This is a genomic window from Rhodobacter capsulatus (genome assembly GCF_003254295.1).
Lineage (GTDB): Bacteria > Pseudomonadota > Alphaproteobacteria > Rhodobacterales > Rhodobacteraceae > Rhodobacter > Rhodobacter capsulatus.
On the sequence record NZ_QKZO01000006.1, the window covers coordinates 43,999 to 56,355 of the forward strand.

Sequence of the window (12,357 nt, forward strand, 5' to 3'; positions counted from 1 at the left end):
GCCGCCCTTTCGCTTACAGCAAGCCGGGCACGACCAAATCCGGCGGCCGATGGCCATCGGCAAAGGTCTTGATGTTCAAGATCACCTTTTCGCCCATCTCGATCCGGCCCTCGCGCGTGGCCGAGCCCATATGCGGCAGCGCCACCACATTGGGCAGCTCGCGCAGCGCCGGGTTGATGTTGGCGCCGTGTTCATAGACATCAAGCCCCGCCCCGGCCACCTCACCGGCCTTCAGCGCCCGCACCAGCGCGTTTTCGTCGATCACCTCCCCGCGTGAGGTGTTCACGATCACCACCGAAGGTTTCATCAGCTTCAGCCGCCGCGCGTTGAGCAGATGGAAGGTCGAGGGCGTGTGCGGGCAGTTCACCGAAATCACGTCCATCCGCGCCACCATCTGGTCAAGACTGTCCCAGAAAGTCGCCTTCAGATCGGCCTCGGTCTCGGGGCGCAGCTGGCGCCGGTTGTGGTAATGGATCTCCATCCCGAAGGCGGCGGCGCGGCGCGCGACCGCCTGACCGATCCGGCCCATGCCGATGATGCCCAGCCGCCTGCCACCGATCCGCCCGCCCAGATTCGCCATCGGCGCGAAGCCCTGCCAGTCGCCGCGCGCCATCCCGGCCAGCCCCTCGGGGATGCGCCGGGTGACGGCCAGGATCAGCGACATCACCATGTCGGCGGTGTCCTCGGTCACCACGCCCGGAGTATTGGCCACCAGCACATTGCGCGAGCGCGCCGAGGCGACATCGATGTGATCCACCCCGGCGCCGAAATTCGCGATCAGGCGCAAGCGGTTGCCTGCCCCGGCTAGCATGTTGGCATCGATGTGGTCGGTCAGCGTCGGCACCAGCACGTCGGCCCGCTGCATCGCCGCCACCAACTCCTCGCGGGTCATCTTGTCGTCGCTCTCCCGCAGGGTGACCTCGAAGAGTTCCTTCATCCGCGTCTCGACCACCTCGGGCAACCGTCGCGTCACGACAACACTCAGTCGCGGTGCGGGCATGGTTGTCTCTCCTCTCTTCCAAACTTGTCTGCTTGCGTGCAAATTGACCGTCAAAGGGGCAAGTTACAAGGCCCGGAGAGAGCAGAAATGACGATTTTTGGCGTGTTAGCGCAATTTTGTTGCGCGCGCGATCGTGAACAACACCTGTCGCCCAGGCTGGCGGGGCTGATTCTGGCCGCGGTACTGGGGTTTGGCACGCTGCCTGCGCCCGCGCAGGAGGTGGATGACAGCCCGACCCCCACCGACGAGGCGGTGGCGCAGGCGCTGGCCGCGCAAAGCGGCCGCGGTCCGGTGACGAACCTGCCCTTGCCGCGCTATGTCTCGCTCAAGGGCTCCGAGGGCAATGCGCGGCGCGGCCCCTCGCTGTCGCACCGCATCGACTGGGTCTTCACCCATCCCGGCATGCCCCTGCGGGTCACCGCGGAATTCGGCCATTGGCGCCGGGTCGAAGACCGCGACGGCGCGGGCGGCTGGGTGCATTACGCGCTTTTGTCGGGCGTGCGCACGGTGATCGTCGAGGATGACATGACCGAGCTGCATGCCCGCGCCGATGCGAAATCGGCGGTGGTGGCGCTGGCCGAGATGGGGGCGGTGGCCCAGCTGGAAAACTGCACCCCGGACTGGTGCGAGATCAGCGCCGAGGAGGCCGACGGCTGGGTGCCGAAAACGGCGATCTGGGGTGTGGACGCGGATGAAATCCGTGACTGAGGCGGCCAGATCGGTTAGGGACAGGGCCCGCATCCCAGCCCCGAGTCGTTCATGCCCTATGATGCCGCTTCGCAGAAACTGAATCTCTCGGCCGGGCTCGCCTCGGTCGGCGTTGCCGCGGTGCTGGTCGTGCTGAAGCTCTGGGCGCTTTGGGCGACCGGGGCGCTGTCGATCGCCGCCTCGCTGGCCGATTCGGCGATGGATCTTTTCGTCTCGGCGGCGGGTCTGGCGGCGATCATCTATGCGGCGCGGCCCGCCGATGACGATCACACCTTCGGGCACAGCGCGATCGAGGATCTGGTCTCGCTCGGTCAGGCGATCTTTGTCGCGGCCTCGGGCGGGCTGATCCTCTGGGTCTCGACCGAGCGGCTCATGTCGCCTTCGGTGCCGCTCGCCGCCGAGGGCGCGGGGATCGCGGTGATGGCGGTTTCCGCCGGGCTGACGGCGGCGCTGGTGCTGTGGCAACGCCGCGTGGCGCGGATGACCGGCAACAAGGTCGTGGCGGCCGACATGCTGCATTACGTCGGCGACCTGCTGCCAACGCTGGGCGCGATTCTGGCGCTGGGTCTTTCGGCCCGGTTCGGCTGGTCGCGCGCCGACAGCGTAATCGCGATTTTCGCCGCCGCCCTGATGCTGCGCGGCGCGTTGCAGATCGGCCTTGCCAGCTGGCACGCGCTGATGGACCGCGCCGCCCCCGCCGATGTGGTGCAGGGCATCGCCGAGATCGCGGCGGTCTCGCCCGGCGTGCGCGGCTTTCACGACCTGCGCACCCGCACCGCGGGCGCGCGCATCTTCGTGCAGCTGCATATCGAACTGGATGGCGCGCAGTCGCTCGAGGCCGCCCATGCGATCGCCCGCAACCTGAAACGCGCCATCCGCGAGGCCTATCCGCAGGCCGATGTGATCATCCACATGGATGTCTGGCAAGGCTAGCCAAGGCGGGGGGCGCTGCCCCCCGGCCTCCTGCGGAGGCTCCCCCCGGGATATTTGTCCCAAGGTGAAAGCAAAGCCCGGGCTCCCTTTCACCTTGGCGAAAATATCCCACGGGGGTGCGGGGGTGTGAAACCCCCGCCTCCGCCGGTCGGATCCGGTCCCTCAGGCCTCCAGAAGGCCCCGCCCCTTCAGCAGCGCCTCGACCCCCGGGGTTTGGCCCCGGAAGGCCAGCCAGGCGGCATCGGCGGGCACCGACCCGCCCACCGACAGGATGCAGCGTTCCAGCCGCTCCGCCGTGGCGGGGTCGAAAGCGTCGCCGGTTTCCTCGAAAGCCGCGAAGGCGTCGGCATCCATCACCTCGGACCACATGTAGCTGTAATAGCCCGCGGAATAGCCGTCGCCGCTGAAGACATGGCCGAAATGCGGCGTCGCATGGCGCATGCGGATCGCCTTCGGCATCCCGATCCCGGCCAGAACCTGCGCCTGCAGCGCCATCGGATCGGCGGGGGCCGCGCCTTCGTGAAAGGCCAGATCGACCAGCGCCGAGGCGACGAATTCCACCGTCAGGAAGCCCTGATCGTAGGTCGCGGCGGCGAGCAGCTTGTCGCGCAGGGCTTTCGGCATCGGCGCGCCGGTCTGCCAGTGCCTTGCGTGACGTTCCAGCACCTCGGGCACTTCCAGCCAATGTTCGTAAAGCTGGCTCGGCAGTTCCACGAAATCGCGCGCGACAGAGGTGCCCGAGACGAATTGATAGGTCACATCGGAGAGCATCTGATGCAGCGCATGACCGAATTCGTGAAACAGCGTGCGCGCGTCGTCATAGGACAACAGGCAGGGATCGCCCTTGGCGAAGTTGCACACATTGACCACGATCGGCCGCGTCTCGCCGCCCAGCTTCTTTTGCGACCGCATCGCCGAGCACCAGGCGCCAGAGCGTTTCGAGGGCCGCGCGAAATAATCGCCCAGAAACACCGCGATATGGCGCCCCTTGCGGCTGACCTCCCAGCCGCGCACGTCCGGGTGATAGAACGGCCCCTCGATCGGGCGGAAGTCGAGCCCGAAAAGCCGGTGCGCGGTGTCGAACATCGCCGCCAGCATGGCGTCGAGCGAGAGATAGGGTTTCAGCGCCGTCTCGTCGAAATCATGCTCGGCGACGCGTCGCTTTTCGGAATAATAGCGCCAGTCCCAGGCCTCCAGATCGCCATTGAGGCCGTCGTCATGCATCATCGCCGTCAGTTTCGCCGCATCGGCCTCGGCGGCGGCCTTGGCGGGCGTCCAGACCCGCATCAAGAGATCGCGGACCGTGGCGGGGGTCTTCGCCATCTCGGGGTCAAGCTTGTAGGCGGCGAAACTCTCATAGCCCAGAAGCTTCGCCCGTTCCTCGCGCAGGTTCAGGATTTCCGCCGCGATCAGCCGGTTGTCGGTCGCCCCGCCATTCGCCCCGCGCGCGCCCCAGGCCTCATAGGCCAGCTCGCGCAGATCGCGGCGGGGGGAAAATTGCAAAAACGGCACGATCAGCGAGCGGTTCAGCGTCAGCACCGGACCCGCCTGCCCGCGCTCCTCTCCCGCCGCCTTCGCGGCGGCCACGACGAAATCGGGCAGGCCCTGCAACTCGTCTTCGGCGAGCGGCCGGAACCAGTCGCGTTCATCCGCCAGCAGGTTTTGCGAAAAGGCGGTCGAGAGCACCGCCAGCCGTTCCTTGATCTCGGTCATCCGCTCGGCATCGGCGCCCGCAAGCGCCGCGCCGGAGCGCACGAACATCTGGTGATAAAGCTCCAGCACCCGGGCCTGTTCCGGGCTCAGATCCAGACTGTCGCGGGCGGCCCAGAGCGTCTCGATCCGGGCAAACAGCGGCCGGTTCATCGTCACTTCCGAGGCAAAGGCCGCTATCTTCGGCGCCAGATCGCGCATCAGCGCCTCGCGCGCGGGGGTGCTGTCGGCGCCCGCCAGATTGTAGAACACCCCCGACACCCGGTCGAGCAGGCCTTCGGCCAGTTCCAGCGCCTCGATGGTGTTGGCGAAGCTGAGCGGTTCCGGGTTGGCCGCGATGGCCGCGATCGTCGCGCGCGCCTCGGTCAGGGCCTGATCGAAGGCGGGGCCGAAATCGGCGTCGGTGATCGCGGCGAAATCGGGAAGGGCGAAGGGGCCGATGCCCTCGGCCAGAAGCGGGTTGGTCATGCGTGCACTCCTTTGGCCCGAAGCTAGGCTGCGCGGGCGCAAAGGAAAAGGGGCGATGCCCGCGGCACCGCCCCCTTTCGCGTGATCCGGGCGCTCAGGCGGCCTGCGCCGCCGTGCCCGCACCAAAGCGGGCGTAGAAGCTGTCGCCCTTGGCCGCGATGTCGCGCAGCAGCGCCGGGGTCTCGAAACGGGCGCCGTATTGGGCGGCAAGCGCGTCGCAGATCTCGACCGCGCGGGCCGCACCCAGGATGTCAAGCCAGGCGAAGGGGCCGCCCGACCAGGGCGCGAAACCCCAGCCGAGGATCGCGCCGACATCGCCTTCGCGGATGTCGGTCAGGACGCCCTGTTCAAAGGCGCGCACGGCCTCCAGCACCTGCACCATCAAGAGACGATGCTGCACATGGGTCAGCTCGGGTTGCGCCGCGGCGCGCGGATACTGCGCCGCCAGCCCCTCCCACATGCCGCCGCGCTTGCCCTCGGGATAGGCGTAGAACCCGGCATTGGCTTTCTTGCCCAGCCGCCCCTGTTCCGCCATCCAGAACACCACGTCATCCACCGCGCTGTCGGGATAGGCGTCACCCATCGCGGCCTTCGTCGCCTTGGCGATCTTCACCCCCAGATCGATCGAGGTCTCGTCGACCAGTTGCAGCGGCCCCAGCGGCATACCGACCAGCTTTGCGGCGTTTTCCACCAGGACCGGGTTCACCCCCTCGGCCACCATGCGGATGCCCTCGTTGATATAGGGGATGATGCAGCGGTTGGCGTAGAAGAAGCGCGCGTCATTGACGACAATGGGGGTCTTGCGGATGGCGCGGACGAAATCGAGCGCCTTCGCCACGGCCACTTCGCCGGTGTCCTTGCCCTTGATGATCTCGACCAGCATCATCTTGTCGACCGGGCTGAAGAAATGGATACCGATGAAGTTTTCCGGTCGTTTCGAGGCCTTGGCCAGACCCGAGATCGGCAGGGTCGAGGTGTTGGTGGCAAAGATCGCGGTCTCGGGGATCACCGCTTCGGCTTTCGCCGTCACCTCGGCCTTGACCTTCGGATCCTCGAACACGGCCTCCACGACCAGATCGCAGCCCGCCAGCGCCGCATAATCGGTGGTGGCGGTGATGCGGCCCAGAACCTCGGCCTTCTTCTCTTCCGTCACCTTGCGGCGTTGGATGCCCTTGTCGAGGATGCCGGTCGCATAGGCCTTGCCGCGCTCGGCAGCTTCTTGCGTGCTGTCGATCAGCACGACCTCGATGCCCGCATTGGCCGACACATAGGCAATGCCCGCCCCCATCATCCCCGCGCCCAGAACGCCCAGTTTCTTCACCGACTGATCGGCGACCTTGGGCCGGTTCGCGCCTTTTTCCAGCGCCTCCTTGTTGATGAAAAGCGAGCGGATCATCGCCGTCGAGGAGGGGTTAATCAGCACCTTGGTGAACCAGCGCGCCTCGATCCGCAGCGCCTGATCAAAGGGCACCAGCGCCCCTTCATAGACCGCGCTCAGCAGCGCCTTGGCGGCCGGATAGACCCCCAGGGTCTTGGCCGAAACCATGGCGCTGGCGCCGACATAGGTCATGAAGCCCGCCGGATGATAGGGCGCGCCGCCGGGCATCTTGTAGCCCTTGGCATCCCAGGGCTTGACCAGATCGGCCTCGGTCGCCTTCAAGACCCAGTCGCGCGCGGCGGCCATCGGATCGGCGCAAACCTCGTCGATGATCCCCGCGGCCTTGGCAGCCTTGGGATCGGAAAGCTTGCCTTCGAGCAGGAACGGCGCCGCCATCATCGCGCCCATCTTGCGCACCAGCCGCGTCGTGCCGCCCGCGCCGGGGAAGATGCCGACCATGATCTCGGGCAGGCCGATCTTCGCCTTCGGGTTCTCGGCGGCGAAGATGCGGTGGCACGAAAGCGGCAGCTCGAGCCCGATGCCCAGGGCTGTGCCCGGCAGGACGCAGGCGATCGGCTTGCCCCCCTTCAGCGTCTTCGGGTCCATCCCGGCGCGCTCGATCTTGCGCAGCACGGCATGCATCTGCATCACGCCCGCAAAGATCGCCTCCGCTCCGCCTTCGCGCATCTTGGCGATGACGTTCAGATCCATGCCGCCGGCGAAATCCTTCTTGCCGCTGGTCAGCACGATGCCCTTGCAGGCCGGATCGGCCAGACAGCCGTCGACCAGCGCACTGAGCTGGGCAAAGCCCTCGAGGCTCATCACGTTCATCGACTTGCCGGGCACGTCCCAGGTGAGGATGGCGACGCCATCGGCGCCCAGATCACAGGTGAAATCGGTCATGGTTTCCTCCCTCAGACCCGTTCGATGATGGTGGCCGCGCCCATGCCGGACGCGATGCACAGCGTCGCAAGGCCGGTGGACAGGTCACGCCGTTCCAGCTCATCAAGCAGCGTGCCGATGATGATCGCCCCCGTCGCGCCCAAGGGATGGCCCAAGGCCATCGCGCCGCCGTTCACGTTGACCTTGTCCTGACTGACGTCAAAAGCCTGCATGAAGCGCAGGACGACGGCGGCAAAGGCCTCGTTCACCTCGAAGAGGTCGATGTCGGAAATCGACATGCCGCTGTCGCGCAGGATCTTTTCGGTGACAGGCACCGGGCCGGTCAGCATGATCGTCGGATCGGTGCCGATCTTCGCCGTCGCGCGAATGCGGGCGCGCGGTTTCAGCCCATGCGCCTGCCCGAAGTCCTTCGAACCGATCAGCACGGCCGCCGCGCCATCGACGATGCCCGAGGAATTGCCCGCATGGTGGATATGCTCGATGCGCTCCAGATGCGGATATTTCAGCATCGCCACCTTGTCGAAGCCGGGCATCACCTCGCCCATGTCCTTGAAGGCGGGCTTGAGTTTCGCCAGATCCTCCATCGTCGTGCCGGGGCGCAGATATTCGTCGCGCTCCAGGATCACCAGCCCGTTCTGATCGCGCACCGGCACGATGGATTTCGCAAACCGGTTCTCGGCCCAGGCCTCGGCGGCGCGGCGCTGGCTTTCGACCGCCAGGGCATCGGCCATCCCGCGGCTGAACCCGTATTCGGTGGCGATGATATCGGCCGAAATCCCCTGCGGCACGAAACAGGTCTTCATCGCAAGCGAGGGATCGACGGCGATTGCCGCCCCGTCCGAGCCCATGGCGACGCGGCTCATCATCTCGACCCCGCCCGCGATATAGGCCGCGCCCGCCCCCGCTTTGACCTGATTGGCGGCAAGGTTCACCGCTTCCATGCCGCTGGCGCAAAAGCGGTTGATCGAAAGGCCCGGGATCGATTCATGAAGCCCCGAGAGCAGCACCGCCGAGCGCGCCAGACAGCCGCCCTGCTCGCCCACCTGCGTGACATTGCCCCAGATCACATCCTCGACCGCGGGACCCGTCAGGCCGTTGCGTTCCGCCACCGCATCCAGAAGCCGCGCCGACAGCGCGACCGAGGTGACTTCATGCAGGCTGCCGTCAGCGCGCCCCTTGCCCCGCGGCGTCCGGCAGGCGTCATAGATATAGGCTTCGGTCATCGATCCTCCTCTGCCCGGACGAGGCCGGGCCTGCTCCCGTCGCGGAAAGCCCCGCGTCGGCAACCATATTGCAACGAATTGACGTGCGCGTAAGTAGCCTGGCGACAAAGTGGCGCAACGTCACGAAAGGCCCGCAGAGGAGAGGTCGCAAAGGGCGTATTTGCGCCAGGAAAAGCCCAAGCCAAGGTGCGCCCCGGCTGACGGAGGTCACTCAAGCCTCTCGGGAAGATCATTCCCCGCGCCGGGGCGGCTTTTCCTTGGACGGTCATCGGCTCGCCAGCCTGTACCGTGCGACCAGAGTGCCGCGCCTTGGTTAACAAAACCTTACGCGCCAGCTTTTTCTTGGCCCAAATACGCCCTTGCCGAGACCGGCCCCCAGCGCGCCCTCAGGCCTTGCGATCTTCAAGTTCCGCCTTGAACAGCCGCAGCCGCACCGCAAGATTTTCATGATGCGTGACCGAATTGAAATGCTCGAAGAGGAAGCACAAAGCCTCGTCCGGGCTCAGCCCGGCTTCCGCGGCGAAGCGGTGCAGCACGCGATAGGCGTCATTCGTCATCGAGACCGGAAAGCGGCGCGTCAGGCGCAGGCGTTTGGGCATGGGCGGGTCCTTCTTGCCCCCGCAGCCTAAGCCGAGGCCGCCCCGAAGGCCAGAGCCCCGGCCCCCCCGCCGTGATCTTGTGCCGCAGCCGCCGCGGATTGATCGCGGCCGCGCTCTGGCGCTCAATCGCCGCGGGAAACAGGGCCACCGGCCCGGGGAGGAAGAGATGGTCGTGAAATTCTTTGGCGGCGAGACCGTGCCGCTGGAAATGCACAAGGTGCGGGTGGTGCAAAAGCTCACCCTCGCGCCGATCGAGGACCGCTTGGCGGCGATCGCCATGGCGGGCAACAACACCTTCCTGCTGCAAAACCGCGACATTTTCATGGACATGCTGACCGACAGCGGCGTGAACGCGATGTCCGACCGGCAGGTGGCGGCGATGATGGTCGCCGATGACAGCTATGCCGGATCCGCCACCTACGAGAAATTCGCGGCCAAGCTGGTCGAGCTGTTCGGGATGGACTTCATCCTGCCCACCCATCAGGGCCGCGCCTGCGAAAACATCCTCTCCCAGGTGCTGGTGAAGCCGGGCACGATCGTGCCGATGAACTACCATTTCACCACCACCAAGGCGCATATCGTGCTCAACGGCGGCTCGGTCGAGGAAATCCCCCATGACCGCGGCCTCGAGGTCACCTCGACCCATCCGTTCAAGGGCGACATGGACATCGCCAAGCTTGAGGCGCTGGTCACCAGCCATGGCGCGGACAAGATCGCCTTCGTGCGGATGGAGGCGGGGACGAACCTGATCGGCGGGCAGCCGATCTCGATCGCCAACCTGCGCGAGATCCGCGCCGCCTGCGACAAGCACGGGATGCTCTTCGTCCTGGATGCCTCGCTGCTGGCCGACAACCTGTGGTTCAACAAGACCCGCGAGGAGAGCTGCAAGGATCTGAGCATCGCCGCGATCACCCGGCAGATCGCCGATCTGTGCGACGTGATCTATTTCTCGGCCCGCAAGCTGGGCTGTGCGCGGGGCGGCGCCATCTGCATCCGGTCCGAGGAGCTTTACCGCAAGATGCGGGTGCTGGTGCCGCTTTACGAGGGCTTTTTGACCTATGGCGGCATGTCGGTGCGCGAAATCGAGGCGCTGACCGTGGGGCTTGAGGAAACCATGGACGTGGACATGATTTCGCAAGGGCCGCTCTTCATCGACTACATGGTGCGCGAACTCGACAAGCGCGGCGTGCCGGTGATCACCCCGCCCGGGGGGCTGGGCTGCCATATCGACGTGATGCGCTTCCTGCCGCATATCCCGCAGTCGCAATATCCCGCCGGGGCCCTCGCCTCGGCGCTGTTCATCGCCAGCGGAATCCGGGGCATGGAACGCGGCTCGCTGTCCGAGCAACGCAACCCGGACGGGACGGAAGTCTATTCCAACATGGAACTGCTGCGCCTCGCGATGCCGCGCCGCGTCTTCACGCTGTCTCAGGTCAAATATGCCATCGACCGGATCGACTGGCTCTATCAGAACCGTGATCTGGTGGGCGGGCTGGTCTTTGTCGAGGAACCGGAAATCCTGCGCTTCTTCTACGGGCGGCTCGATCCGGTGGGCGACTGGCAGCAGAAACTGGCGGCGAAGTTCCGCGCCGATTTCGGCGACAGCCTGTAAGGCCGAAAGGTCGGGGCCTGCGGGCCCCGATCCCCCATCACCCGATCTTCAGTCAAAAGTGCCGGTGACGCGGCCCAGAAGCATGAAGGCGCGGGCGGTGCGGGTTTCGGCCAGTTCCGCGACCTCCTGATCGCTGGCGTTCTGCTCGAATTCGGTGAAGGTGCGGTCGAACTGGCGCAGGAAATGATGCGCCGCGTCGCGAAAGATCGTGTCGGCGCGCATCCGCCCCGAGGTCAGCGCCAGGGACGAGCGATCCCGCACCCCGCCCAAGGCGGCGATCTCGCGGCCGCGCTCGCCCTTGGCGAAGCGGCGCCACAACTCGGGCCGGGCCCGGTCGGGCTTCAGATCGTCCATGTAGATGCCGTCCTGCGCCAGCAGGTTCAGCACATCCTGCGCCGCGCGCAGCAATTTCGCCATCGTCCGGTCTTCCAGCGCCCGGCGCAGGGCGCGGAAGCCCTCCTTGTCCTCGGCATTGTCGGGGAACTGCATGGCGCGGATGAAATCGGCCACCGAGACCGGCGGCTTGAAGTCCTCGGCAGGCGTGCCGAGCGCCAGCCGGGGCTGGTCATCGACCGGGGCCGCGGATTTCGGCACCGCCAAAGCCGCCTTGCGGTCGGCCGGGGGCTGCATCGCCGCATGGTCGCGCCGCGTCGAAAACGTTGCCAGCGCCGATTCCGCCTGCCGCGCCGCGATCGCCACCTCGTCGAGCTTTTTCTCCAGCGCCTGACCGCCGCGCAGCTGGCTCTGGTTCATCCAGGCCGAGCGCATCGCCTCCAGCGCGACCTTCAGCGCCTGCGCTTCGGCGCGCATCTCCTGCGCGGTGCGGGCGGTGACGGCGGCGATCCAGATCATCACCACCGGCAGCACGACGCCCACCACCGCCATCACCAGCGAGGCGGCATTCGGCCCCGTCGCCCCGTCCGCGGGCAGCAACAGCCAGACGGCGCCGACCAGCGCCAGCCAAAGCGCGGTCAGCCCGCCCGCCACCCATTCGGTGCGGCGCGACGGCACGTCCGGTTGCGGCACGGGCGACCATGGCACCGCACCGCCTTCGGAGGTCTTGCGCTCGGACTGGGGCTCGCCCATCTCGTCACCTTTGTACAGATCCGCTTACAGGAAACGGACCGACAGGATCTCGTAACTGCGCTGCCCGCCCGGGGTGCGGACCTCGACGCTGTCGCCTTCATCCTTGCCGATCAGCGCGCGCGCCAGCGGCGACTTGATGTTCAGAAGACCGCGTTCCAGATCGGCCTCGTGCTCGCCGACGATCTGATAGGTGCGCTCTTCCTCGGTGTCCTCGTCGACCAGCGTCACCGTGGCCCCGAACTTGATCGAGCCCGACAGCTTCACCGTGTCGATCACCTCGGCGCGGCTCAGAACCGATTCGAGTTCCTTGATCCGGCCCTCGACGAAGCTCTGTTTTTCGCGGGCGGCGTGATACTCGGCGTTTTCGGACAGATCGCCATGCTCGCGGGCTTCGGCAATCGCCTTGATCACGGCGGGCCGTTCCACGGACTTCAGCGTCTTCAGTTCCTCGTCGAGCACGTCGTAGCCGGCGCGCGTCATCGGTATCTTTTCCATGGCGGTCTTGACCTGTGCTGGCTGCCAATTCTTCTTCTTAGTCCTGTGAGGTAAATCCGCCAAGCGGGTCCGGTGTCAAGGGTGGCGGGGCGTTTTCCGCCGACCGGGTGCCGCATCCGGGCGCGCGTGTCTTTTCTGCAGATGCGAAACATTGTTGCGTCGCGGCGCTGCGTAACAATTGCTTCATGTTCCCATTCGCGTTACCACGACGCCGGAACGCGCTGCAGCTGCCTGAACGAAGG

The 12,357-nt window shown here is 66.3% G+C and carries 10 protein-coding genes; 3 read left to right on the forward strand and 7 right to left on the reverse strand.

Annotated elements, in window-relative coordinates; all coding sequences use genetic code 11:
* Positions 1–13: 13 nt before the first annotated feature.
* Positions 14–1,000: a 2-hydroxyacid dehydrogenase gene (locus tag LY44_RS09920; RefSeq protein ID WP_055211611.1), complete on the reverse strand. Its 987-nt coding sequence runs from the start codon at positions 998–1,000 to the stop codon at positions 14–16.
* Positions 1,001–1,087: 87 nt separating this feature from the next.
* On the opposite strand from LY44_RS09920, the gene LY44_RS09925 reads away from it, so the two are divergent.
* On the forward strand, positions 1,088–1,708 hold the full coding sequence (locus LY44_RS09925; RefSeq protein WP_055211613.1) for an SH3 domain-containing protein: 621 nt from the start codon (positions 1,088–1,090) through the stop codon (positions 1,706–1,708).
* A gap of 51 nt (positions 1,709–1,759) precedes the next feature.
* Positions 1,760–2,641, forward strand: a complete 882-nt coding sequence (locus LY44_RS09930; protein WP_055211615.1) for a cation diffusion facilitator family transporter — start codon at positions 1,760–1,762, stop codon at positions 2,639–2,641.
* Positions 2,642–2,803: 162 nt separating this feature from the next.
* Here the strand turns inward: LY44_RS09930 and LY44_RS09935 are convergent, their stop codons facing one another.
* From LY44_RS09935 to LY44_RS09950, 4 genes are all read right to left on the reverse strand, one after another.
* On the reverse strand, positions 2,804–4,819 hold the full coding sequence (locus LY44_RS09935; RefSeq protein ID WP_055211617.1) for a M3 family metallopeptidase: 2,016 nt from the start codon (positions 4,817–4,819) through the stop codon (positions 2,804–2,806).
* Positions 4,820–4,913: 94 nt separating this feature from the next.
* Positions 4,914–7,100, reverse strand: coding sequence for a 3-hydroxyacyl-CoA dehydrogenase NAD-binding domain-containing protein (locus LY44_RS09940; protein WP_055211619.1), 2,187 nt, complete (start codon positions 7,098–7,100; stop codon positions 4,914–4,916).
* Between the two features lie 11 nt (positions 7,101–7,111).
* A complete protein-coding gene (locus LY44_RS09945; RefSeq protein WP_055211621.1) occupies positions 7,112–8,323 on the reverse strand; it encodes an acetyl-CoA C-acetyltransferase in 1,212 nt (403 codons plus the stop codon).
* 386 nt (positions 8,324–8,709) lie between these two features.
* On the reverse strand, positions 8,710–8,922 hold the full coding sequence (locus LY44_RS09950) for a hypothetical protein (protein ID WP_055211623.1): 213 nt from the start codon (positions 8,920–8,922) through the stop codon (positions 8,710–8,712).
* 166 nt (positions 8,923–9,088) lie between these two features.
* On the opposite strand from LY44_RS09950, the gene LY44_RS09955 reads away from it, so the two are divergent.
* Positions 9,089–10,534, forward strand: a complete 1,446-nt coding sequence (locus tag LY44_RS09955) for a tryptophanase (RefSeq protein ID WP_055211989.1) — start codon at positions 9,089–9,091, stop codon at positions 10,532–10,534.
* A 48-nt stretch (positions 10,535–10,582) separates the two neighbouring features.
* On the opposite strand, the gene LY44_RS09960 is transcribed toward LY44_RS09955, so the two are convergent.
* Positions 10,583–11,620, reverse strand: a complete 1,038-nt coding sequence (locus LY44_RS09960; protein ID WP_055211624.1) for a hypothetical protein — start codon at positions 11,618–11,620, stop codon at positions 10,583–10,585.
* A 24-nt stretch (positions 11,621–11,644) separates the two neighbouring features.
* Complete coding sequence (greA, locus tag LY44_RS09965; protein WP_055211626.1) at positions 11,645–12,115, reverse strand: transcription elongation factor GreA; 471 nt, start codon at positions 12,113–12,115, stop codon at positions 11,645–11,647.
* Positions 12,116–12,357: the final 242 nt, after the last annotated feature.

Coding starts and splice junctions, on each gene's coding strand:
- LY44_RS09930 (WP_055211615.1), top strand. CDS start 1,760: ATGCCCTATGATGCCGCTTCGCAGAAACTGAATCTCTCGGCCGGGCTC.
- LY44_RS09950 (WP_055211623.1), bottom strand. CDS start 8,922: ATGCCCAAACGCCTGCGCCTGACGCGCCGCTTTCCGGTCTCGATGACG.
- greA (WP_055211626.1), bottom strand. CDS start 12,115: ATGGAAAAGATACCGATGACGCGCGCCGGCTACGACGTGCTCGACGAG.
- LY44_RS09935 (WP_055211617.1), bottom strand. CDS start 4,819: ATGACCAACCCGCTTCTGGCCGAGGGCATCGGCCCCTTCGCCCTTCCC.
- LY44_RS09940 (WP_055211619.1), bottom strand. CDS start 7,100: ATGACCGATTTCACCTGTGATCTGGGCGCCGATGGCGTCGCCATCCTC.
- LY44_RS09955 (WP_055211989.1), top strand. CDS start 9,089: ATGGTCGTGAAATTCTTTGGCGGCGAGACCGTGCCGCTGGAAATGCAC.
- LY44_RS09920 (WP_055211611.1), bottom strand. CDS start 1,000: ATGCCCGCACCGCGACTGAGTGTTGTCGTGACGCGACGGTTGCCCGAG.
- LY44_RS09945 (WP_055211621.1), bottom strand. CDS start 8,323: ATGACCGAAGCCTATATCTATGACGCCTGCCGGACGCCGCGGGGCAAG.
- LY44_RS09960 (WP_055211624.1), bottom strand. CDS start 11,620: ATGGGCGAGCCCCAGTCCGAGCGCAAGACCTCCGAAGGCGGTGCGGTG.
- LY44_RS09925 (WP_055211613.1), top strand. CDS start 1,088: ATGACGATTTTTGGCGTGTTAGCGCAATTTTGTTGCGCGCGCGATCGT.